At 70.2% G+C, this 21,820-nt stretch carries 21 protein-coding genes, 1 tRNA gene and 1 pseudogene; 6 read left to right on the forward strand and 17 right to left on the reverse strand.

All coding sequences use genetic code 11. The annotated features are described in order from the left end of the window. Nucleotides 1-5 precede the first annotated feature (5 nt). From AC2DFQ_RS03895 to AC2DFQ_RS03910, 4 genes and pseudogenes are all read right to left on the reverse strand, one after another. Nucleotides 6-2,303, reverse strand: coding sequence for a ComEC/Rec2 family competence protein (locus tag AC2DFQ_RS03895; RefSeq protein ID WP_484532996.1), 2,298 nt, complete (start codon nt 2,301-2,303; stop codon nt 6-8). A 32-nt stretch (nt 2,304-2,335) separates the two neighbouring features. Further along, nucleotides 2,336-2,941: a ComEA family DNA-binding protein gene (locus AC2DFQ_RS03900; RefSeq protein WP_484532997.1), complete on the reverse strand. Its 606-nt coding sequence runs from the start codon at nt 2,939-2,941 to the stop codon at nt 2,336-2,338. A 90-nt stretch (nt 2,942-3,031) separates the two neighbouring features. Then, nucleotides 3,032-5,611 (reverse strand): leucine--tRNA ligase, encoded by a 2,580-nt coding sequence (gene leuS / locus AC2DFQ_RS03905; RefSeq protein ID WP_484509989.1) that lies wholly within the window; start codon nt 5,609-5,611, stop codon nt 3,032-3,034. A gap of 132 nt (nt 5,612-5,743) precedes the next feature. Then, a pseudogene (locus AC2DFQ_RS03910) lies at nt 5,744-6,985 on the reverse strand (anthranilate synthase component I family protein); the annotation flags it as partial. A 42-nt stretch (nt 6,986-7,027) separates the two neighbouring features. Between AC2DFQ_RS03910 and AC2DFQ_RS03915 the strand changes: the two are divergent. From AC2DFQ_RS03915 to AC2DFQ_RS03930, 4 genes are read left to right on the forward strand one after another with little or no spacing between them, the layout of a single operon-like run. After that, a complete protein-coding gene (locus AC2DFQ_RS03915; protein WP_484532998.1) occupies nt 7,028-7,690 on the forward strand; it encodes a DedA family protein in 663 nt (220 codons plus the stop codon). A 5-nt stretch (nt 7,691-7,695) separates the two neighbouring features. Then, complete coding sequence (locus AC2DFQ_RS03920) at nt 7,696-8,739, forward strand: App1 family protein phosphatidate phosphatase (protein WP_484509146.1); 1,044 nt, start codon at nt 7,696-7,698, stop codon at nt 8,737-8,739. 27 nt (nt 8,740-8,766) lie between these two features. After that, on the forward strand, nt 8,767-9,480 hold the full coding sequence (locus tag AC2DFQ_RS03925) for an SOS response-associated peptidase (protein WP_484532999.1): 714 nt from the start codon (nt 8,767-8,769) through the stop codon (nt 9,478-9,480). Nucleotides 9,481-9,500: 20 nt separating this feature from the next. Continuing rightward, a complete protein-coding gene (locus tag AC2DFQ_RS03930; RefSeq protein ID WP_484509144.1) occupies nt 9,501-10,364 on the forward strand; it encodes a 3-methyladenine DNA glycosylase in 864 nt (287 codons plus the stop codon). Here AC2DFQ_RS03930 and AC2DFQ_RS03935 read toward each other — a convergent pair whose 3' ends face one another. Continuing rightward, entirely contained in the window at nt 10,365-11,573 is a 1,209-nt protein-coding gene (locus AC2DFQ_RS03935; protein ID WP_484533000.1) for a glycoside hydrolase family 3 N-terminal domain-containing protein, read from the reverse strand. Beyond that, nucleotides 11,570-11,878 (reverse strand): ArsR/SmtB family transcription factor, encoded by a 309-nt coding sequence (locus AC2DFQ_RS03940; protein WP_484509142.1) that lies wholly within the window; start codon nt 11,876-11,878, stop codon nt 11,570-11,572. Before AC2DFQ_RS03940 ends, AC2DFQ_RS03935 begins: the two co-directional genes overlap by 4 nt. A gap of 76 nt (nt 11,879-11,954) precedes the next feature. Here AC2DFQ_RS03940 and AC2DFQ_RS03945 point away from each other — a divergent pair, with 76 nt between their 5' ends. Then, a complete protein-coding gene (locus tag AC2DFQ_RS03945) occupies nt 11,955-13,151 on the forward strand; it encodes an MFS transporter (RefSeq protein WP_484533001.1) in 1,197 nt (398 codons plus the stop codon). Between the two features lie 9 nt (nt 13,152-13,160). Here AC2DFQ_RS03945 and bsh read toward each other — a convergent pair whose 3' ends face one another. Continuing rightward, nucleotides 13,161-14,180, reverse strand: a complete 1,020-nt coding sequence (bsh, locus tag AC2DFQ_RS03950) for a choloylglycine hydrolase (protein WP_484533002.1) — start codon at nt 14,178-14,180, stop codon at nt 13,161-13,163. Nucleotides 14,181-14,331: 151 nt separating this feature from the next. After that, nucleotides 14,332-14,404 (reverse strand) — tRNA-Ala (locus tag AC2DFQ_RS03955). 112 nt (nt 14,405-14,516) lie between these two features. Between AC2DFQ_RS03955 and AC2DFQ_RS03960 the strand changes: the two genes are divergently transcribed. Continuing rightward, nucleotides 14,517-14,951: a VOC family protein gene (locus tag AC2DFQ_RS03960; RefSeq protein ID WP_484533003.1), complete on the forward strand. Its 435-nt coding sequence runs from the start codon at nt 14,517-14,519 to the stop codon at nt 14,949-14,951. A 16-nt stretch (nt 14,952-14,967) separates the two neighbouring features. Here AC2DFQ_RS03960 and rsfS read toward each other — a convergent pair whose 3' ends face one another. The 9 genes from rsfS to rplU all read right to left on the reverse strand — a co-directional run bounded on the left by rsfS (nt 14,968) and on the right by rplU (nt 21,676). Next, nucleotides 14,968-15,339 carry a ribosome silencing factor gene (rsfS, locus tag AC2DFQ_RS03965; protein WP_484509131.1) on the reverse strand — a complete coding sequence of 124 codons (372 nt, stop codon included), beginning with the start codon at nt 15,337-15,339 and terminating at the stop codon, nt 14,968-14,970. Then, entirely contained in the window at nt 15,339-16,499 is a 1,161-nt protein-coding gene (locus tag AC2DFQ_RS03970) for a hypothetical protein (RefSeq protein WP_484533004.1), read from the reverse strand. Before AC2DFQ_RS03970 ends, rsfS begins: the two co-directional genes overlap by 1 nt. Next, nucleotides 16,496-17,092 carry a nicotinate-nucleotide adenylyltransferase gene (gene nadD / locus AC2DFQ_RS03975; protein WP_484509129.1) on the reverse strand — a complete coding sequence of 199 codons (597 nt, stop codon included), beginning with the start codon at nt 17,090-17,092 and terminating at the stop codon, nt 16,496-16,498. Before nadD ends, AC2DFQ_RS03970 begins: the two co-directional genes overlap by 4 nt. Nucleotides 17,093-17,101: 9 nt before the next feature. Continuing rightward, the gene (locus AC2DFQ_RS03980) at nt 17,102-17,323 is read right to left on the reverse strand and encodes a hypothetical protein (protein ID WP_484533005.1); all 222 of its coding nucleotides are present in this window, start codon (nt 17,321-17,323) and stop codon (nt 17,102-17,104) included. Between the two features lie 49 nt (nt 17,324-17,372). Beyond that, complete coding sequence (locus AC2DFQ_RS03985) at nt 17,373-18,632, reverse strand: glutamate-5-semialdehyde dehydrogenase (protein WP_484533006.1); 1,260 nt, start codon at nt 18,630-18,632, stop codon at nt 17,373-17,375. A 9-nt stretch (nt 18,633-18,641) separates the two neighbouring features. Then, a complete protein-coding gene (proB, locus tag AC2DFQ_RS03990) occupies nt 18,642-19,481 on the reverse strand; it encodes a glutamate 5-kinase (RefSeq protein WP_484509126.1) in 840 nt (279 codons plus the stop codon). After that, on the reverse strand, nt 19,478-20,977 hold the full coding sequence (obgE, locus tag AC2DFQ_RS03995) for a GTPase ObgE (RefSeq protein WP_484509125.1): 1,500 nt from the start codon (nt 20,975-20,977) through the stop codon (nt 19,478-19,480). The genes proB and obgE overlap by 4 nt, the downstream gene beginning before the upstream one ends. 115 nt (nt 20,978-21,092) lie before the next feature. Then, a complete protein-coding gene (gene rpmA / locus AC2DFQ_RS04000) occupies nt 21,093-21,350 on the reverse strand; it encodes a 50S ribosomal protein L27 (RefSeq protein WP_484509124.1) in 258 nt (85 codons plus the stop codon). A gap of 17 nt (nt 21,351-21,367) precedes the next feature. Beyond that, a complete protein-coding gene (gene rplU / locus AC2DFQ_RS04005; RefSeq protein WP_484509123.1) occupies nt 21,368-21,676 on the reverse strand; it encodes a 50S ribosomal protein L21 in 309 nt (102 codons plus the stop codon). Nucleotides 21,677-21,820: the final 144 nt, after the last annotated feature.

Raw genomic sequence — 21,820 nt, forward strand, 5'->3', positions numbered from 1 at the left:
CCAGCCTAACCAGCGGGTGAGACGCTGCGCTCGCGCCACAGTCGCAGCGCCTCCCCCTCCCGCCACACCGCGACCGCTCCGTCGGTGTCCGATCGCGCGATGCGCGTGCCCTCCGCCCGAAGGATGTCCAGCAGCGTCTCGCGGGGGTGGCCGTAGTCGTTGCCCCGTCCGACGGGGATGAGGGCGACGTGCGCACCGGCGGCGTCGTACAGCGCCGGGTCCTGGTCGGCGCTCCCGTGGTGGGCGACCTTCACGATGTCATACCCGCTCAACGGAGCCGCGCCGCGCATCCGCGTCTGGGGCTCTTCCGACAGGTCTCCCAGGAGGAGACTGCGTGGCAGGCCCCCGCCGCCCACATCCATGGCGACGCTCGCGTCGTTGCCGGGCTCACGAACGGATGCGGCGGGCCAGAGCACGCGCACTTCCGCGTCGCCGAACGACCCGTGGTCACCGGCGGACACCTGCCGTCGCGACGCTCCGCTCTCCTCCAGTGCCGCCAGCGTCCGCGCGCCGTCGGCATCCGGCGGCCCGTGCCAGACGGTTTCCACCCGTCCGAGCAGTGCCTCGACTCCCCCGGAGTGATCGGCATCGAAGTGCGTCAGGATCAGCAGGTCGACGCGCGATACGGCGAATCGCTCCAGGCAGGTCTGCAACGGCTCCGGGTCGGGTCCGGTGTCGACGAGCGCGACCGCGCCGGCCGAGCGCATCAGGACGGCATCGCCCTGACCGACGTCGCACATCGCGACCTGCCAGCCCACCGGCACCGTCCACGGCGCCGCGACGCTCACCAGCGCCGCCTGGCCCGCAGCGAGCCCGCCTGCGACGGCGACCACGAGGAATCCGGCGGATCGGAGCACGAGCCACCGGCGGACGTCGTCGCGCGGAATGAGGATGACGGCGGTGACCGCGGCACACAGCACCGCGAGCGTCGCGACCCCGAGGGGTCCCTCCAGCCACGGTGCTCTCTGCGCGGGAATGCCCGCCATCGTCTCGGCCACGCCGGCGATCCACGACGCCGGGATCCACGCGAGAGCGACGAGGCCCTCCTGCAGGACAGGAAAGGGTGCAGCCAGGCAGGCGAAGAGCCCCACCACCGTCGCCATCGGAGCGGCAGGTCCTGCCAGCATGTTGGCGACCACGCCGAGGACCGGCACGTGCGGGTCGAGGAGGATCAGGAGCGGGGCGCAGGCCAGTTGCGCAGCCAGCGGCACCGCGACGGCCAGCGCCAGCGGACGTGGGATCCTTCGCCCCAGCGCCATCGCGAGCGGACCGGCGAGGACGAGCAGCGACGCCGTCGCCGCCACCGACAGCGCGAACCCCCACGCCAGCGCCAGCCACGGATCCAGGAGCAGGAGGACCGCGACGGCGATGCTGAGAACGGCGATTCCCGAACCTGCGCGGCCGAGCGCCAGCGCCAGCATCGCGATCGACGCCATCGCAGCGGCGCGCACGACGCTCGGCTCGGGGGTGACCAGGAGGACGAACAGTGTCAGAGCACCCATCCCCACCGCCACGCGGACTCCCCGCCGCGCACCGCAGAGAGCCGCGCACCCGAACGCGAGCCCGACGACGATGGCACAGTTGGCGCCCGAGACGGCGGTGAGGTGTGACAGCGAGGCGTCGGTCATCGCGTCATCCAGCGCCGTCCCCACCGCCGCGGTGTCGCCCACCGCGAGCCCGGGGATGAGTGCGGCTCCCGGACCGGGAAGGCGAGCAGCGGATGCCGCGAACTCCGATCGCAGGCGCCACAGCAGCTCCCAGACACCCGTCGGGGCACTGATGACGTCGATACCCGAGGAGACCCGGACGACCACGACCTCCCGGTCTCCGGGGTCGGGAGTCAGCGCTGCACCGGACACGCGGATGCGGGCGCCCAGATCCACGCCGCGCGTGGCGGCGTCGCGGTCGTCGGCGGCGACGCCGATGCGGACGGGCAGATGGCCGGCGACACTTCGCGCGCCGGAACGGAGGAGGTGGGCCGTGGCGTCGAACCAGACGTCGCCCGAGGGCCCGGGGTCCAGGCGGCCGGTCACGGTGGCCTCCACCTCGACGAACCGACCCCCGGGCCCCGCCACGACACCCGTCGCCTCACGCGCGGGCTGCACCCCGGCCACGTGCGCGCACGCTCCCCCGGCGACGGCGAAACAGACCGCCACGACGGCCAACCACCTCCGCGGGCGCCGAAGCACCACCGCGACGGCGACGGCGACCACGGCGAGGAACCAGCAGGCCACGGCGGCCGCACCGGCCGAATCGGGCAGCAGAACGGCGACCGCGGCCGCCGCCCACGCCGTCGCCGCCACGGGAACCAGTCGAAGCCCGCGTCGCGACGCGTTCACACGCGCACCTGATCGCGCATCCCGGCCAGGAGCTTCTCACCGATGCCCGGCACCGCGAGCAGATCCTCGATGCTCGCGAAGCGCCCGTTCTCCTCCCGCCAGGCCAGGATGCGCTCGGCCAGTGCCGGCCCGATGCCGGGCAACTCCTCCAACGCCGCTGCATCCGCGGAGTTGAGATCCACGACGCCCTCGCCCGACGGTTGGCCGCTGCTCCCTGCCCCGGACGATGGCGGGGCAGCTCCCACGACGGGCACGACGATCTGCTCCCCGTCCGCCACGGTGCGGGCGAGGTTCACGGCGCCCCGGTCCGCGTCGGCCGCGAAACCGCCCGCGGCGGCCACGGCATCCACCGCCCGCGCGTCGGAGGGCAGCGCGTACAGGCCCGGCGCCGCGACCGCCCCGGCCACGTGCACGTAGACCTTCGTCGGCGGCGCGGTAGCCGGGGAAGGCGCCGGCGCGGAGGTCACGGTCTCGGCGGCGCCGGGCGATCCACGAAGGATGCCGATGGCCACCGTGAGGGCGAACGCACCGAGAACGAGCACGACGACCGCGCCCGCCCCGATCCGGCGGCGGGCGCGGGTTCCCTCGGATTCCGAAGCCACCCGCGCCACGCTAGGCGGCGCGGCCCCGCGGCCGCGGCCCGTTCCGGCGTCCCGTGGATGGGCCTTCCCGCACGACGGGTGGGGAGGAGGCTACTTCGTGGAGAAGCTCACGACCTTCGGCGGCCTCACGACCGCCCGGACGACATCCCGGTCGCCGAGAGCCCGCTGAACCTTGACGTCGGAGCGAGCGAGCTCCTCCAGGGCTGCGGCATCGATCCGGGCCGGAACCTCGAGGGTGGCGCGTACCTTGCCGTCCACCTGCACGATCGCGGTGACGGTCTCCTCGACGAGGAGGGTGGGGTCAGCCGACCGCCACGGCACGAGTCCGACGAACGGCTCGTAGCCGAGCACGGCCCACATCTCCTCCGCCGTGTGGGGCGCGAAGAGGTCGAGCACCATGGCCGTCACCTCCGCCGCTTCCCGCACCGCCGGATCGCTTGCACCGGCCCCGGAGTCGATCGCCTTGCGGGTGGCGTTGACCAGCTCCATCAGGCGCGCGACGACGACGTTGAACTTGGTCTGCTCGACCAGCCCGGGGGCGTCGGCGAGGAGGCGATGCGTCACGCGGCGCAGGGATGCGTCACCCTCGGCCCACACGACGTCGGGGCTGCTGTCGACGTCGTTCGCGACGCGCATCGCCCGGGCGAGGAACTTCGCAGCCCCCGTCGTGGACACGTCGTCCCAGTCCTTGTCATCCTCCACCGGGCCGGCAAAGGCCAGGGCGACCCGCAGCGCGTCGGCGCCGTGGGTGTCGAGCTCCTCCTGGAAGAGCACGAGGTTGCCCTTGCTCTTGGACATCTTGGTCCCGCCCAGGATCACCATGCCCTGGTTGATGAGGTTCGAGAAGGGCTCCGTGAACTCCACCATGCCCATGTCGAACATGGCCTTGGTGATGAACCGCGCGTACAGCAGGTGCAGGATCGCGTGCTCGACGCCGCCGATGTAGAAGTCGACCGGTCCCCACTTGTCGGCCTCGCGGCTGGAGAACGGCTGGGTCTCATCTCCCGGTGACAGGAAACGCATGTAGTACCACGACGAATCCACGAAGGTGTCCATCGTGTCGGGGTCGCGTCGCGCGGGTGCACCGGTCTCCGGGTCGACGGTCTCGACCCAGCCCGTGGCCGCGCCCAGGGGCGAGGTGCCCTTCGGCGTCAGATCGAGGCCCTCGACGTCCGGCAGGCGAACGGGCAGTTGATCCTCGGGCACCGGCATGATGCGGCCATCCTCGCCGTGCACCATCGGGATGGGCGTGCCCCAGAAGCGTTGGCGCGAGATGAGCCAGTCGCGCAGGCGGTAGGTCTTGGCCGCACGGCCGCGGCCGCTGGCCTGGAGGATGTCGATGACCCGGGCGATCGCGGTGCGCTTGGACAGCCCGTCCAGCGGACCGGAATTGATCATCCGCCCCTCGCCGGTGAGTGCCACACCCGTCCGCCGCGGATCCAGCTCGTCCAACTGACCCTGCAGCGGGTCGATCGGCACGCCGTCCTCGTCCACCTCGATCACCGGGATCGCGCCGGTCACCGGCGCCGTGGTGTCGACGACGACCCGCACCGGCAGATCGAAGGCCCGGGCGAAGTCGAGGTCGCGCTGATCGTGCGCGGGAACGGCCATGACCGCTCCGTGCCCGTAGTCGGCGAGGACGTAGTCCGCCGCCCAGATCGGCAGCCGCTCGCCGTTGACGGGGTTGATCGCGTAGCGCTCGAGGAAGACACCGGTCTTGGGCCGGTCGCTGGACTGCCGGTCGATGTCGGTGATCTTGCGGACGCCGTCCAGGTAGTCCTGGAAGCGCATCCGCGCCTCGGGCGAGGCATCCGCCACCAGCTCGGCGGCGAGGTCGGAGTCGGGAGCCACGACGAAAAAGGTCGCGCCGTAGAGCGTGTCGGGGCGGGTGGAGAACACCGAGACCGTGCCGGGGCGCCCCTCGATCTCGAACTCGATGTCGGCACCGATGGAACGGCCGATCCAGTTGCGCTGCATCTGGATGACCTTCTGCGGCCAGAACCCCTCGAGCTGGTTCAGGTCATCCAGCAGCCGGTCGGCGTAGTCGGTGATCTTCAGGTACCACTGCGTGAGCTTCTTCTTGATGACCTCGTTGCCGCATCGCTCGCAGCGTCCGTCCACGACCTGCTCGTTGGCGAGCACCGTCTGGTCGAAGGGGCACCAGTTGACCGGGCTCTCCTTTCGGTAGGCCAGGCCTCGCTCGTAGAGCTTGAGGAACAGCCACTGGTTCCAGCGGTAGTACTCCGGGTCGCTGGTGTGCAGCACGCGGCTCCAGTCGAAGGAGACCCCGTAGTCGTGGAGGCTCTGCTTCTGCTGCGCGATGTTGGCGTAGGTCCACTTCACCGGGTCGGCGCCGCGCTGGATGGCGGCGTTCTCGGCCGGCAGACCGAACGAGTCCCACCCGATGGGGTTCAGGACGTTGTACCCGCGGTGCCGCCAGAACCGCGCGACGATATCGGAGTACAGGTAGTTCTCGGCGTGGCCCATGTGGAGGTCGCCCGACGGGTACGGGAACATCGCCAGCACGTACTTGCGTGGGCGTGAATCGTCCTCTCCCCCTGCGCGGAACGGGTCGCGTTCGGCCCAGAGATCCTGCCACTTCCGCTGGATCGCGTGCGGATCGAATCCACCGCTGTCGGCGGCGGTGGAAGGCGTGGTGGTCTGGGACACGGAGGAGCCAATCTGGAGCGTCGGAAGGCGCCTCGCGAGCGCCACTCCCAGATTACCGGACCCCTGCCGCGCCCAGTCGGGGGGCAGCTCCGCACCCAGAGCGGCCAGCGGTGCGCGGGCTTTGAGGGCGACCTCGGCCACTTCCGCATCCACTCGTGATCCCCAGGTGATTCCGCCTCCCGCACCGACGTACGCACCACCGGGGTGCGTGACGACGCTGCGGATCACCATTGCCAGATCGGCGGCTCCGTCGTCGCCCACCCACCCGAAGCATCCCGCGAACACCCCGCGGGGGGCGCCCTCCAGCGAATGCAGGATCGTCATCGCCGACAGCTTGGGCGCCCCGGTCATGCTCCCGGCGGGGAACGTCGCATCCAGCACGGCACCGACCGTGGTGCCGGGCTCCAGGGTTCCCGCGATCGAACTGACCAGCTGGTGGACGGCCGGGTAGGACTCCACCTCCAGCAACCGCTCCACGACCACGCTCCCCGGCCGGCACACCCGTGAGAGATCGTTGCGCATCAGGTCGACGATCATGACGTTCTCGGCGCGCTCCTTCGGGTCGTTCCGGAGTTCCGCCACGAGCCGGCGGTCCACCCCCGGATCGGCGTCGCGCGGACGGGTGCCCTTGATCGGATGCGTGCGGACAGTGCCGCCGGAGATCTCGAGGAACCGCTCGGGGGTGGGACTGGCCAGTGCCACGGCGCCGGAACGCACGAGCCCCCCTTGATGGGAGGGGGCAGCCATGCGCAGACGCCCCTCTCCAGTGAGCGGGTCGACGGCGCCGGTGACGGTGAACCGTGTCGTGAGGCACAGCTGATACGCGTCTCCCTCGCGGATGCTGTCACGGCACGTGTCGATGAGCTCGGCGTACTGCGGGGCGGTGTGCCGCGCCGTCGCCGTTCGCCTCTCCGGTCCCGAGGCCGGTGCCGAGGAGACATCGACCGCGGCGCCCACCCGCGCCGCGAGAGCGTCCGCCCGGTCCGGTGGCGCGATCACCCACGTGCGCCGGGCCGCGTGGTCGAACGCGACGACCTCGTCCACGCGGAGCCACAGTTCGGCGGGTACCGGTTCGTCCGCCGCGTGCACCGGCGCGCCCGCCGATGCCGCGCCGGGCTCGTAACCGAGCCAGCCGACCCACCCGCCACGGAATGGGCCGGCTTCGGAGCGCTCGGCATGCTGCGTCGTCTCCACGGCACGCACCCGGGCGGGATCGGCCTCGGGGACACCGAACCCGACCCAGCTCCAGCCCTCCTGCGCCTCCGGTCCGGCGTCGAGCCAGAACACGTGCGGGTGGGAAGCGGCGAGCAGCCCGAACACCGCCGCGGGGTCCCCCCACCGCGGCAGCACGACGGCGACGGAAGACGGCGGCACGCTCCCAGGCTAGAGGGGGCGGGCGCCTCTAGGCTCTGTCCCGTGAACGAGATCCTCACGGACCTGCTGAATGCGGTTCAGGGCGTCGATCCGGTTCTCCGCACGCTCGTGGCAGGGCTGGCGATCCTCCTCGAAACCAGCGTGCTGGTCGGGCTCATCGTCCCGGGTGACACGGTCGTCATCGTCGCCGGCACCGCGATCTCGTCCCCGTGGGAGGCTGTCGCCCTCGGCATCTCGGTGGTGGTCGGCGCGCTCGTCGGGGAGAGCATCGGGTTCGGCCTCGGTCGGTTCCTGGGGCCGCGCATCCGTACGTCCCGGTTGGGCAGGCGCATCGGTGAGCGAAACTGGCAGCGCTCGGAGCGCTACCTACGGCGGCGCGGGGGGCCGGCGATCTTCCTGTCCCGCTTCCTCCCGGTACTGCACTCCCTCGTGCCGCTCACGGTGGGCATGAGCGGGTACAGCTATCGGCGCTTCCTCGCGTGGACCGCCCCGGCGTGCGTCGTGTGGGCCACGCTCTACATCACCGTGGCCGCGCTGGCCGCGGGCACGTACCGCGAACTGGCCGACCGGATCCACTTCGCGGGCTACATCTTCGTCGGCGTCATCGTCGTCTTCCTCGTGCTGGTATTCGTCGGCAAGAAGCTCATCGAGAAGGTCGAGCGGCGCCACCTGGACGCATCCGAGCCCGAAGACGTGGAACACTGAACGGAATGTCCTCCGCCGAACCGCAACGCACCAAGGTCCTCTGGCTCGCCCGACTGGAGCGCCGCCTGCACGCCTGGCGTGAACGGCGCTCGCGGGGGCGAGGGCTGCGCCCGCAGGTCGCCGGTTTCCCCGGCTACGGAGGCGAGGACTGGGTGCGCGTGCTCGGTCGCGTGCTGATCGCCCCGCCGATGCGCAAAGACGCCACCGGGGAGTACGCGAGCGTGCGGGGCTGGCGCAGTTTCGTCTCCGTTCCCGTCGGTTACGCGCAGGTGCGCATCACGGTGCAGGGCACCACGCACGAGGTTGTCGCCGACCGGGGCGGCGTCATCGACACCGTCGTGCCGGCACGTCTTGACCCGGGCTGGCAGACGCTGACGATGTCGGTGGAGGGCAGCGAACCCGCCGAGACGCGCGTGTTCATCGTGGCCTCCGACGTGCGCTTCGGCGTGGTCTCCGACGTCGACGACACCGTCATGGTGACCGCCCTCCCGCGACCGCTGCTCGCGGCCTGGAACTCCTTCGTCGTCGACGAGCACGCGCGCCAGCCCGTGCCCGGGATGGCGGTGCTGCTGGAACGGCTGACGCGGGACAACCCCGGCGCGCCGATGCTCTACCTCTCCACCGGAGCGTGGAACGTGGCGCCCACCCTCATCCGCTTCCTCCGCCGGCACCTGTTCCCGCCGGGGTCGATCCTCCTCACCGACTGGGGCCCCACGCACGACCGCTGGTTCCGGAGCGGCCGCGACCACAAGGCCTCGAATCTGCAGCGCCTCGCGGCCGAGTTCCCGCAGATCCGCTGGCTGCTGGTGGGCGATGACGGACAGCACGACGACGAGATCTATACGAAGTTCGCCAGCGAGAACTCCGGCTCGGTCGCCGCCGTCGCCATCCGCCGCCTCTCCCCCGCCGAAGCCGTCCTCGCCGGTGGCCGGACCGTCGTCGACGACCACTCGGCGGCGAACGTCCCGTGGGTGACCGAATCGGACGGGGCCGGACTCCTCGAGCGCCTCGAAGACGTGGGAATCATCTCGAGCGACCCGCACGCCTGAGGTCGCGCCACCGCGTACGGTGGAGGCATGTGCGGTCGATTCGTCGTGGCCAACGTCGGTTCCGAGCTCGTCGGGGTGCTCCGGGTGGATGTCGAGGCCGAGAACCTGCCCGCACCCTCCTACAACATCGCCCCGACGGACACCGCGGCGATCGTGCTGGATTCCGCCAAGACCGAGCCACCCACCCGCCGCCTGGAGCCCGCGCGATGGGGGCTGGTGCCCGGATGGGCGAAAGACCCGAAGGTCGGCGCGCGGGCATTCAACGCCCGGAGCGAAGAACTCGAGGACAAGCCGATGTTCCGTCGGGCACTGGAGAAGCGTCGCGCCGTGATCCCGGCGTCCGGCTACTACGAGTGGAAGGCCACCGAGTCGGGCAAGGTGCCGCACTTCATTCATCCCGCCGAGGGCTCTCCGATGTTCTTCGCGGGCTTGTACGAGTGGTGGAAGAACCCGGCCCTGCCCGACGACGACCCCGACCGATGGATGCTGAGCTTCACGATCCTCACACGGGATTCGATCGGCCGCCTCGGCTCGATCCACGACCGCATGCCGCTGTTCATGGACCCCGATCACGCCGACGCGTGGCTCGACCCGTCCACCGACAACGTCCGTGACGTGCTGGATGCGGCGATCGACGCGGCTCCCGCCGTCGCCGACGCACTGGAAGACCATGTCGTATCGAAGGCTGTGGGCAACGTCCGCAACAACGGCCCGGAGCTCATCGAACCCGTCGACGAGTGACCCTCGCCTATCCTCGGAACGTGTCCGTCGACCTCGCTCCTCCCCCCGTCCTCCACGCCGAGGAGTGGCACGAGCGCGCACGCGCGCATGCCGAGCGCGCCGACGCGTTGACGGCCGGTCGCCGCGAACGGGCCGCCCGGGGTGAGACGCATCCGGTCGATGACTTCCTCTTCACGTACTACTCGTACCGGCCGGCGCTCCTGCGCCGCTGGCACCCGGGGGCGGGCGTCCAGCTGCGCGATGCCACCGAGCGCACCACGTGGCGCTGGTACCGGGCCGGGGACGAACCGGGCAGCGCAGTGGTCGACGCCGAGCTCCTCCGCACCGAGCGGGCATCGCTCCTTCGCGGCATCCAAGGCCTCCTGCGCTCGACTGCGGGACGGGCGCCGGTGTACGGATGCTTCGGACTCCACGAGTGGGCGATGCTCTACCGCACGAGCGAGGTGCGCCATCCCGCTCCCCTGCGCCTGGGTGCCGCCGGTACGGACGAGGTCGTGGAGTCGCACGACCTGCGCTGCACGCACTTCGACGCCTTCCGCTTCTTCACACCGGACGCCGTGCCGCGCAACCGCGACGCGCTCTCCCGGGATCACCAGGCATCGTTCGAGCAGCCGGCGTGCCTGCACGCCGGGATGGATGTGTACCGATGGGCGGTCAAGCTCGGCCCCCTCGTGCCCGGGGAGCTCCTTCTGGACTGCTTCACCCTCGCGCGCGAGATCCGGCAACTGGACATGCGCGCCTCCCCCTACGATCTGACCGCGTGGGGGTACACGCCGGTCGCCATCGAGACCCCCGATGGCAAGGCCGAGTACGTGCGGCAGCAGCGCGGCTTCGCCGCACGGGCGGCGGGTCTGCGGGAACGCCTCCTCGCGGTCGTGGGCTGATCAGCCCGCGGGGTCGCACGCCGGGCAGGGCACGAAGCCCCCGCCCGCATCGGCACGCTCGAGGCGGAGGGCCGCCACGCGGGTCGCCGCCTCGTCCAGCCGGCCCGCGGGGAGCGTCCCGGATTCCACCGCCGCGACGATTCCGTCGACGATCTGCGACGCGGAGTCCGCAGTGGTGAACATCACAGACAGCACGAGGTCGTTGCCGGCGGCCAGGGCCGCCACGGCGTTGGCAACCGGATCGGCGAATCCGGGTTCCCCCGAGGCCTGCAGCATCCCGAGGTCGTCCGTGACGGAGACGCCCGTGAAGCCCAGCTCCTCGCGGGCGATCCGGTGCCACTCGGGCGACAGGGATGCCGGCACGGAGTCCACGGCCGTGTACCGGAGGTGTCCGTACATCAGCAGCGGGGCGCCCGCGTCGATCCCCGCAGCGAACGGCACCGCATCGCTCGCGCGCCACTCTTGGAGCGTCTCGTCCGTTTCCGGAATCCCGGCGTGCGAGTCCCCCGGGGCGGCCCCGTGGCCCGGGAAGTGCTTCAGCGTCGACGCGGCCTGGCTCCCCTCGCCGGTCAGGGCCGCGACGACTCGCTCGGCAGAGCCGGCGGGGTCGGCCCCCAACGCCCGGCGGAAGATGAACATCGAGCGGTCGGGGGTCACGTCGGCCACGATGCCGAAGTTCACCGAGATGCCGGCACGATCCACGAGTGCTGCGCGGGCGGCGAACGCGTCGCGCGCGGCGTCGGGCGAGACATCCTTCAGTGTGCGAGCGGCGGGGAAGCCATCCCATGGGAGCCGTGACACGTCGCCGCCCTCCTGGTCGATCGCGATCAGCGTCGGGAAGGCCGGCTCGGGGGTGAGGGCGGCGGTCAGGGCGCGCAGCTCGTCCTCGTTCTCGGGGACGTTCGCACCCATCAGGATGAAAGCGCCGAGCCCGTTGTCGCCGCGATAGGCGGCCGCCGTGGCGGGATCGGTGGTCGGAACGTGGCCCATCACGACGCTCGCGGCCTTCTCGCGCAGCGTCATCGTCGCAACGCGGGCGGCGGCCCGCGCGTCGGCCGCCGAGTCGTCGAGCGGCGCGGCGACGACGCGTACCTCTCCGCCGGTCGCCGGGGTGGGCGATAGGTCATCGGTCGCGGGATTCCCGCCCGGCCCGGCAGCGGCCAGCAGCACCGCGGCCGCTGCGAACGGTGCGAGGAGGACTCGGATCACGCGGACCAGCCGACTCGGTCGGCCCCCACCGCATCTGTCACCGCGTCGACCAACCCGGGGAACCGCTGCTCGAGCTCGCGCTTGCGCAGCCGGATGTCGTGCGTGCGGCCATGTACCTCGTAGGCGACGAGGCCGGCTTCGCGCAGGGTCTTGAAGTGGTGCGCGCAGGTGGCTTTCGAGGTCGCGAACGCTTCCCATACCTCGGACTTCGGGCGCGGGTCGCCGTCGGCCAGCATTCGGACGATGGCGAGCCGGGTCGGGTCACCGAGCGCCTTCAGCACGCCCTCCATGCTGACGTCTGTCATGTCCGGTACGGGGTACTCCGGCATTTCGTCACTCCGATCGTTTCATAGATGTCGAACTCTTCCCTAAGCTGTCCGTATGACACCCATCGAACAATCGTACCCGGGGTCGCGAATCCCTGTGTCGGTCCTCGTGCGGCTCTGGGTTCTCGCGGGAGCGATGTTCGCCGTCGGCACCAACGCCTTCGTGATCGCCGGCGTCCTGCCCGACCTCGCGCGCTCCTTCGGCGCGACGACGGCCGTGGTGTCGACCGCGATCACCTGGTACGCCGCCGTCGTGGCCGTTGCGGCACCGATCGTCGCGACCTTCCTCGCGCGTGTGCCGCGACGCGCACTGCTCACAGGTGGGATGGCCCTCGTGGCGATCGGCATCACGATCACGGCCGTCGCGGGCACCGTCGAGATCTTCATCGCGGGGCGCATCGTCGCGGCGCTGGGCGGGGCCGCGCTCGTTCCGCCGGCGACGGCGGCCGCCCCCGCGCTCGTCGACCCCCGCCACCGCGGCGCGGCGATCGCCATCGTGACGTTCGGGTTCTCGGGCGCGATCGCGTTCGGGTCGCCTCTCGGGGCGGCTCTCGCCAGCGCCGTCGGATGGCGCACCGCACTGGGAATCATTGCGGGGCTCGCCGTCGTCCTCGCCGTCGTGATCGGGCTCACCCTGACGCGTATCCCGGATGCGGTGGGGGCGACGCTGCGCGCCCGCTTGGCTGTGCTCGCCGACCGCCGTATCCTCCTCGTGCTCCTGGCCATGGTGTGCGTCACGCTCTCGTTCAACGTCCTGTACGTCTTCAGTGCGGAGGTGCTGGCACCGGTTCTCGGACCCTCGCACAGCCTGCTGGCCGCCGCGTTGCTCGCCTTCGGCCTCGCCAGTCTCCTCGGCACGTGGCTCGGGGGACGCATGGTCGACCGGATCGGCGGACGACGGGCCACAATCATCGGTCTTCTCGGGATGGCGGTGGTGTACGTGGTGCTCGAGACCTCGACCACCTTCCTCCCCGGGGCGATCCTCATCTACGCGATCTGGGGAGTCGTCGCGATGAGTCCCCAGGTCGGCATCCAGGATCTCCTGGTGGTCGCCAATCCCGCCGAGGCGGGGGTCACCCTCTCCTGGTACTCGACGGCGATGTATCTCGGTATCGCGCTCGCACCCATCGTCGGTGCCGCGGCGCTCGGGATCGGACGTCTTGCCATCCCGCTTGCCGCATTGGGGGCGGCGATCCTCGCGCTCGCGTTCGTCATCGGGTCGCGGCGGCGAAGTCAGCCCGCAGGTGCCTGAGCCCGGCCGTCAGTTCGCCATGCGGATCTGCTGGCCCTTGACGAGGGGGTAATCGGCGAGCGTGCTGCCGTCGAGGTCTTCCTGGTGCATGTCGACGCCGGTGACCTGGCTGTTCTCGTACGTCGTGTAGTAGTAGATCCCCTGGTCGGTGTTGCAGCACGAGGAGTAGATGGTGATCTCGAATTTGCCGGGCGACACCTCGACGCATCCTCGCTGCTGGGCGACGGATCCCAGGATCTGGAAGAACTGGCTGATCGATTCCGACTCGGAATCCCCCGAGACCGAATTCAGCTTCGTGAAGGCGGCCTTGACGAAACGCGACGACGACGACAGGTCGCCGGGCAGGCCGATCGCTCCCATTCCCCGGCTGTAGACATCGAACTCCAGTTCGTCGGAGAAGTGCGCCTCCGGCGGGTTCTTGGACAGGTGCATGAAGTTGTTGAGGTTGAACGACTGGATGTCGAACGTGGGGTTGTTGGTGAGGACGCCGATGGGGTTGTCGTACACCTTCAGGCCCTCCTTGACGCTTTCCACCGTGAGGGACCGATTGCGGTCGGAGATGATCCAGTGCAGGGGCGACAGCGGGAAGGTCTCGCTGAAATTGATCTCCACGAGGCTCAGCCCGGCCAGAGCCGTCTTCACCTCGTCGACGGTCTCGAACTGCCCGAGGATCCACGGGATGAACTCGAACGGGGTGATGTTGGTCTTGTCCTGCGCCTCGGGTTTGTAGTCGGCGTTGTCCGGGAAGTTCAGCCCGGCCATGCTCAGGCCCTTCTCGTTCGTCGCGTCGTAGTACAGCGGGTACCCGTCCGCGATGGTGGCCATCCCGATGATCGCGTGGTGGGTCGGGAGTGCGGCCGCTTTACGGAATTCGAAGGGGAAGTTCCGCGGCGTCACGGTGACCGTCTCGTTGTAGGAGAACTCCAGATCGAGATTGCGCCCGAAGTAGTGATCCCGAGTGGTGTAGTTCGCTCCTGTGCACATGTGGCCCTCCGGTGTGAGCTCGTCGGTCTCACGTTGTGCGGCCACCGTACGGCGCTGAAGACCACGTCACTAAGGCCGAAAGACCCACGGACACCGTGCGCCGAATGGCGAGGTGCGGAGACGTCTCCAGAGGAAGAAAAACGTCCTCGCTTCCCAGACCGGGAGCGAGGACGTTCTGCCTCACAAGAGACTTCGGTGGACCTGAGGGGACTCGAACCCCTGACCCCCTGCATGCCATGCAGGTGCGCTACCAGCTGCGCCACAGGCCCGGATGCTGCCTCATGAGGCAACCACGCAAGACTACTACATTCCCCGCACACCCTCGAACTGGGGCGGGTGTCGGAGGCGGCGGATATCGTGCTCGCAACGAAGGGAACCGTCATGCCGTCGCTCGGAAACATTGTGATCTACGCCGATGACCCGCCCGCGCTCGCGCGCTTCTGGTCGGGCGTGTTCGGGTACCCCCCTGTCGAGTTCGACGGTGACCTGCGGGACACGCTGCTCACCAACGGCCTGACCGAAGAGGATCTTTCCCACCGCGGTCTGGCGGAAGACCCCACGGGCAACGGCCCCCGCATGTTCTTCCATCACGCGGACGGGCCCAAGACGCAGCGCAACCGTCTCCACATCGACGTCACCGCCGACCGGCCGGATGGACATCATCCGATCGCCCCCGACGTACTGGACGCCGAGAAGGATCGACTCGTCGCGCTGGGGGCCGAGGTGGTGCGCCTCGTCGAGCAGGACTGGGGTCCGTGGCCCGAGCGGTACTGGCAGCTGCGCGACCCCGAGGGCAACGAGTTCTGCCTGCAGTGACTCCGGCCGACGCGCGCTACTCGGCGTGCGTGGGCAGGTCGATCGGGACCGGCGGGCAGTCCTTCCAGAGTCGCTCGAGCCCGTAGTAGACGCGCTCCTGCTCGTGGAAGACGTGCACGACGAGATCGCCGAAGTCCAGCAGGATCCAGCGGGACTCGGCGCGTCCCTCACGGCGCAGGCGCTTGTGCCCCGCTTCGAGGAGCTTCGCCTCGATCTCGTCGGCGATCGCGGCGACATTGCGTTCGTTGCGTCCGGTGGCGATGAGGAAGATGTCGACGAGCGGAAGTGGTTCCGACACATCCAGCGCGACGAGATCCTCGCCGCCCTTTGCATCGGCGGCATGCGCGGCGACGTCGAGCATCACGCGGGAGATATCGGTGGCGGCCATCAGAAGACTCCGGTCGTCACGGCGAAGATGAGAACGCCGACAAGGGCAAGGGCGAGGACGCCGGCGGTGATCACGAGCGCCAGCATGAGCTTGTTGCCCTTCTCGGGCGCCGGGGGGCGGATGATCTCCTCGCCGGAGTGGCGGGCGGTACTGATCGCGGCACTCGCCGCGATCGGGGTGGGCGACGATGCCGGCGGCAGCTCGCCGTCGATCAGCGCCGCGTCGAGGTCTTTGCCGTCGGTCGTGCCGTGCGCGTGGCCGACCGACCCGAGTCCTGCGGGCAGGTCGAACGACCCGGTGATGAGCACCTCGCCGGTCGAGGAGATGGGCGACATCGGTGCCGCGGTCGGGGTCTGCGACAGGATCAGGGCGTTCGGGGTCGCCACCGACCCCGTCCCCGAGCTGCCCCGGGCGATGAGTTGGTCGAAAGACGGCGGAATGGAGACCGCGGGTACCTGGCCGGCGAGGAGGTCGGAGCCCAGCTCGGGGTGCACGAGGGGCGGGGCGACGGGTGCGCGGTCGGCGGCCGGCGCGACCAGGCCCTCGAGCGGCCCGGCCTGGGAGTCCTGCGGCGCGTCCTCCACCGGCTCCGCCTCGCGCGGCTCCGCCTCGCGCGGCTCCGCGTCGTGCGGCTCCGCGTCGTGCGTCTCCGCGTCGTGCGGCTCCGCGTCCTGCAGCTCCGCCTCGAGCAGTTCCACGTCGGCGGAGTGCTCGGCGCTGTTCTCCGGCGTCACGGGCACGTCGTCGCGGTCTTGCGACGGGGAAGCCAGCAGTTCCTCCACATCCGCGGCAACGGGCACCTCAGTGGCGGAGGGCACCGCGGACGCCGAGGCGGACGGTACGGCGTCGGCGTGGATCACGGGGACGGATGCAGTGCGGATACGCTCCTGAGCGCGCGCCTGACGGCGCGTGAGCGCGACCATCCCCAGGTCGACCGACGCATCGGGCACAGGAGCGGGAGACACCGCAGCCGGCTCGGCAGCGCGTGGAAGTGGAGTGGGCGCGGGGGCGGTGGGTTCGGGGGTCGGCGTCTCGATGTCGGCGTCCGCCGGCTCCTCCTCGACGGAGGGCCGGATGATCGGATGGGCGCCGGTCGCCCGGATCTCGCGGATGCGACGGCGGGTCAGCGGAGACGTCTCGGGCTGGTCTGATGTGGTCATGCATTGCTCCGATAGAGGTGGTGCTTTGCGATGTACTGGACGACCCCGTCGGGGACGAGGTACCACACGGGGTGTCCGCGGCGCACCCGGTCCCGGCAGTCGGTCGACGAGATCGCCAGTGCAGGGATCTCGAGCTGGCTGACGTCTTTGGTGGGCAGCCCTTCCGTGCTCAGAACGTGGCCGGGCCGTGACACCGCGACGAAATGCGCGAGGTCCCACAACTCATCATGGTCCCTCCAACTGAGAATCTGCGCCACGGCGTCGGCACCGGAGATGAAGAACAGCTCGGCGCCGGGCCGCTGGGCCTTGAGATCACGCAGCGTGTCGATCGTGTAGGTGATCCCGACCCGGTCGATATCGACTCGGCTCACGGTGAACTGCGGATTGGCAGCCGTCGCGATGACCGTCATCAGATACCGATGTTCGGTCTCCGTGACCTCCTGCTTGTGCCACGGCATCCCCGTCGGCACGAAGATCACCTCATCGAGCCCGAAGCTCTGGGCGACCTCGCTGGCTGCGACGAGGTGACCGTGATGAATGGGATCGAACGTCCCACCCATGACCCCGATCCGCGGAGCGCGTTCACCCGACATTCAGTGGGCCTAGTGGCCGTGTCCTTCGCGGGTGGGGGCGGGGTGGGTGCGCGCGTAGGCCTCCGCCTTGGGGGCGTGGCGGTTGGCCACGTTGCGATACGACAGCGTCACGATCCCCAGGAACGCGAAGACGGCCAGCGCCACCGCGCCATACCAGAACGTCTCCAGGGCGACGTTCCCATGGTGCTCCGCCTCCGCAGCAGCGATGGCGATCAACGTGGCGGTGGTCATCGGGTCTCCGTTCGGGTCGAGCGCGACGCGCCCTGCCATTTTAGTGCGCTCATGCGCGGATCTGCCCTTCGCCGCGCGCCAGCCACTTCGAGCTGGTCAGTTCGGCCAGTCCCATGGGCCCGCGCGCGTGGAGCTTCTGCGTCGAGATGCCCACCTCGGCACCGAAGCCGAACTCTCCGCCGTCGGTGAATCGGGTCGAGGCGTTCACCATGACGACGGCCGAGTCCACCTCGGCGAGGAATCGCTCGGCGCTGCCGGCATCGTCCGTGACGATCGACTCGGTGTGGTGGGTCGAGTACCGGCGGATGTGAGCGAGGGCATCGTCGAGGTCGTCGACCACGCGGATGGCGACGTCGAGGCTCAGGTACTCGGCGGCCCAGTCCTCCTCCGTCGCGGGCACGGCGCTGGGATGAAGGCGCACCACGGCGTCATCGCCGTGCACGGTGACGCCGGCGTCCTCCAGGGCGCTGAGAACGTCCGGCAGCACGCGGTCGGCCGCGTCGCGGTGCACGAGCACGGTCTCCACGGCGTTGCACACACTGGGACGCTGCACCTTGGCGTTCACGATGATGTCGCGGGCCCAGTCCGCCCGGGCGCTGGCGTCGAGAACGATGTGGACGACGCCCGCGCCGGTCTCGATGACCGGCACCTGCGACTGCGTGACCACCGTCTCGATGAGCCGTGCGCTGCCGCGGGGGATGAGGACGTCGACGATGCCCCGCGCCTGCATCAGCGCGCGCGCACCCTCGCGTCCGAACTCGTCGACCGTCTGTACGGCTTCGGCATCGACGCCCGACTCCAGGAGGGCTGCCCTCATGCTGCGGACGAGAGCGGCGTTGGTCTGCTCGGCGGCACTGCCGCCGCGCAGCACCACGGCGTTCCCCGAGCGCAGGGCGAGCGCGGCGATGTCGACGGTCACGTTCGGGCGTGCCTCGTAGATCGTGCCGACCACGCCGAAGGGAACGGTGACCTTCTGCAGGCGCAGGCCGTTGGGCAGGGTGCGTTCGTCCAGCACGCGGCCCACCGGGTCGGGAAGGTCGGCGATGTCCCGCACCGCAGCGGCGAGGGCGGCCACCCGCGGCTCGTCCAGACGCAGCCGGTCCAGCAGAGCGTCGCCGATCGAGCTGTCACGCCCACGCTGGAGGTCTTCCGCGTTGGCGGCCACGATCAGTGCGGCATCCGCCTCCAGGCGCGCCGCGATGGCGCGGAGCATCGCCTGCTTGCGGTCGCCGTCGAGGAGGCCGATGAAGCGCGCCGCGTCCTTGGCGAGCAGCATCCGCTCGCGGGCCGATGTCGCGACGATGGTCATCCGCACAGTCTACCGACGGGGCGTGGCGACCGTTCCGACGGGGCCCGTGGGCGCGGGGGTGCCAGCCTGCGGGTCGGGAGCGAACCAGGTGCCGATGTCGCGACCGTCCAGAGCGTCTCCCACCAGGTCGGCGCTGGTGACGAGCACCCCGACTCCGGAGGACGCCGCCAGACGGGCCGCCGACACTTTCGTCGCCGCTCCCCCGGTGCCGACGCTGTTCACCACGACACTCCCGAACTGGTACCCCTGCAGATCGTCGCCGAATTCGACGGTGTGGATGGGGCGTGACCCCGGCTCCCCCGGCGGACGCGTGTACAGGCATTCGATGTCACTCAGCAGGATGAGGGCGTCCGCACCGAGGAGCTCGGCGACCAGCGCCGCGAGACGGTCGTTGTCGCCGAAGCGGATCTCGTGCGTGGCCACGGTGTCGTTCTCGTTGACGATCGGGAGGACGCGCAGCCCCAGCAGCCGTTCCATGGCCCGGCGGGCGTTCGAGCGGGGCGTGCGGTTCTCCAGATCTCCGGCCGTCAGCAGCACCTGGCCGGCGAGCAGCCCGAAGCGGTCGAGCGAGGTCTGGTAGCGCCACATCAGGACGTTCTGGCCGACCGCCGCCGCCGCCTGCTGGGTCGCGAGGTCGCTCGGGCGACCGGCGAGTTCGAGGAACGGCAGCGCCGTGGCGATGGCCCCCGACGACACCAGGACGATCTCGGTGCCCCGGGCGTGCGCTGACGCGAGAGCTTCCACGAGCGTGTCGATGCGGTGGGCGTTGTCGCCGCTGATCGAGGAGGACCCGACCTTCACCACGACCCGGTTCGCGCCGGGCACATCGGTGCGCGTGAGCGCGGTCATGCGCCCTGTCCGTCCCGTCCCGTCAGCCGCTCGGCCTCGAGTTCGGCGCGCGCATCGGCCTTGGCGTCCATCCGCTCGTGGTAGCGCGCGCGGCGCTGCGCCGTGTTGCGGCGGGTGCTCTCATCCAGACGAGGGTCGGTGCCGCGCGGTGCGGTCATGAGCTCGGCCGCCGACGAGAGCGAGGGCTGCCAGTCGAAGACGACCCCGTCGCCTTCGCCGATGACGACGGTGGCGCCGGGCGTCGCGCCTACGCGCAACAGTTCGTCTTCGACGCCGAGGCGCTCGAGACGATCGGCGAGGTAACCGACGGCCTCGTCGTTCTGGAAGTCGGTCTGCTGCACCCACCGCAGGGGCTTCGCGCCCAGGATGCGGTACACCGGTCCGTAGGTGCCACCCTCGACGCGCACGGTGAAGTCACGGTCGGAGCCCTGGGGGCGGATGACGATGCGCTCGGCGGGTTCCGCCGCAGCCAGCTCTGCCCGGTGCTGCTCGATGAGCTCGCCGAGGGCGAAGGTGAGTTCGCGCAGACCCGCGCGCGACACGGTGGAGATCTCGAACACGCGGAACCCGCGCGCTTCCAAATCGGGACGGACGAGGGCCGCGAGGTCTTTCGCCTCCGGAACATCCACCTTGTTCAGGGCGATCAGCTGCGGTCGCTCGAGGAGCGGGATCTGTCCCTCGGGAACCGGGTAGGCGGCCAGTTCGGTGAGGATGACGTCGAGGTCGGTGAGCGGGTCGCGACCGGGCTCGAGGGTGGCGCAGTCCAGCACGTGCACGAGGGCGGTGCAACGCTCGACATGGCGAAGGAACTCCAGTCCGAGCCCGCGCCCCTCGCTTGCGCCTTCGATCAGCCCGGGGACGTCGGCCATCGTGAACCGCACGTCACCGGCCTGGATGACGCCGAGGTTGGGATGCAGCGTGGTGAACGGGTACTCGGCGATCTTGGGCCGCGCCGCCGAGACGGCGGCGACGAGGCTCGACTTGCCCGCGGAGGGGAATCCGACCAACGCGACGTCGGCCACCGTCTTGAGCTCGAGGACGAGGTCGCCCTCCCACCCGGGTGTGCCGAGGAGAGCGAATCCGGGAGCCTTCCGTTTGGTGGAGGCCAGCGCGGCGTTGCCGAGCCCGCCCTGTCCACCGGGGGCGGCGACGAACCGCATGCCCGGCGTGATCATGTCCACGAGCGTCTCGCCGTCCGCCGTCTTCACGACCGTGCCGACGGGCACGGGAAGCTCCAGCGACTCGCCGAGCGCACCCGAGCGGTGATCCCCCATCCCGAAGCCGCCGTTGCCCGCGGAGCGATGCGGCGAGTGATGGTAGGACAGCAGCGTCGTGACCTGCGGGTCGGCGACCAGAACGACGTCTCCGCCGTGCCCGCCGTTACCGCCGTCGGGGCCGGCGAGCGGCTTGAACTTCTCGCGCTTGACCGAGACGCAACCGTTGCCGCCCTTGCCCGCGCGCAGGTGCAGCGTCACCTGGTCGATGAACGTGACCATGTGGGTTCCCTTCGTGCGTGAGAGGCGGATGCGGGGCGAAGCGATGGGGGCGGGCAACGGAGCGAGGGGGTGGGCGTACGCCCACCCCCTCGGGAAACCGTGTCTATGCTCCGGGTCACTCCGCCGCGACGACGATGTTGACGACCTTGCGGCCGCCCTTGCGGCCGAACTCGACAGCGCCGGCCGACAGAGCGAACAGCGTGTCGTCGCCACCGCGGCCCACGTTGGCGCCGGGGTGGAAGTGAGTGCCGCGCTGGCGGACGATGATCTCGCCTGCACCGACGACCTGGCCACCGAAGCGCTTGACGCCCAGTCGCTGGGCGTTGGAGTCGCGACCGTTCCGAGTGGAGCTTGCGCCCTTCTTGTGTGCCATCTCTACGTCTCCCTGGCTTACTTGATGCCGGTGATCTTGACGCGCGTGAGGTCCTGACGGTGCCCCTGGCGCTTCTTGTAGCCGGTCTTGTTCTTGAACTTCTGGATCACGATCTTCGGACCGCGCTCCTCACCGAGGACCTCGGCGGTAACGGTCACCTTCGCGAGCTTGTCGGCGTCGGTCGTGACAGCGTCGCCGTCGACGAGGAGCACCGCGGGAAGCTGCACCTTGTCGCCCACCGACGCGGCGAGGCGGTCGAGAACGACAACCGTGCCGACCTCTACCTTCTCCTGCCGGCCGCCGGCGCGCACAACTGCGTAAACCACTTCACACCTGTTTCATTCGGGAGCGCACTGCTCCAAGTTGTCTGATGACGGAAGACTCGGTGCGGTTTTTCGTCTCACCGTTTACCGGCTTGTCCACGAACCGCGAAATCGCCGCCACGAAGGAGGCGAACACAACGCACCAAG

The organism is Microbacterium sp. Z11_20, from assembly GCF_057197605.1.

Bases quoted from the DNA above. Each gene is read 5' to 3' on its own strand.
- rpmA (WP_484509124.1), bottom strand. From the start codon at position 21,350: ATGGCACACAAGAAGGGCGCAAGCTCCACTCGGAACGGTCGCGACTCC.
- obgE (WP_484509125.1), bottom strand. From the start codon at position 20,977: ATGGTCACGTTCATCGACCAGGTGACGCTGCACCTGCGCGCGGGCAAG.
- AC2DFQ_RS03970 (WP_484533004.1), bottom strand. From the start codon at position 16,499: ATGACCACATCAGACCAGCCCGAGACGTCTCCGCTGACCCGCCGTCGC.
- AC2DFQ_RS03960 (WP_484533003.1), top strand. From the start codon at position 14,517: ATGCCGTCGCTCGGAAACATTGTGATCTACGCCGATGACCCGCCCGCG.
- rsfS (WP_484509131.1), bottom strand. From the start codon at position 15,339: ATGGCCGCCACCGATATCTCCCGCGTGATGCTCGACGTCGCCGCGCAT.
- AC2DFQ_RS03980 (WP_484533005.1), bottom strand. From the start codon at position 17,323: ATGACCACCGCCACGTTGATCGCCATCGCTGCTGCGGAGGCGGAGCAC.
- proB (WP_484509126.1), bottom strand. From the start codon at position 19,481: ATGACCGCGCTCACGCGCACCGATGTGCCCGGCGCGAACCGGGTCGTG.
- nadD (WP_484509129.1), bottom strand. From the start codon at position 17,092: ATGTCGGGTGAACGCGCTCCGCGGATCGGGGTCATGGGTGGGACGTTC.
- AC2DFQ_RS03920 (WP_484509146.1), top strand. From the start codon at position 7,696: ATGTCCTCCGCCGAACCGCAACGCACCAAGGTCCTCTGGCTCGCCCGA.
- AC2DFQ_RS03985 (WP_484533006.1), bottom strand. From the start codon at position 18,632: ATGACCATCGTCGCGACATCGGCCCGCGAGCGGATGCTGCTCGCCAAG.
- AC2DFQ_RS03925 (WP_484532999.1), top strand. From the start codon at position 8,767: ATGTGCGGTCGATTCGTCGTGGCCAACGTCGGTTCCGAGCTCGTCGGG.
- AC2DFQ_RS03945 (WP_484533001.1), top strand. From the start codon at position 11,955: ATGACACCCATCGAACAATCGTACCCGGGGTCGCGAATCCCTGTGTCG.
- AC2DFQ_RS03940 (WP_484509142.1), bottom strand. From the start codon at position 11,878: ATGACAGACGTCAGCATGGAGGGCGTGCTGAAGGCGCTCGGTGACCCG.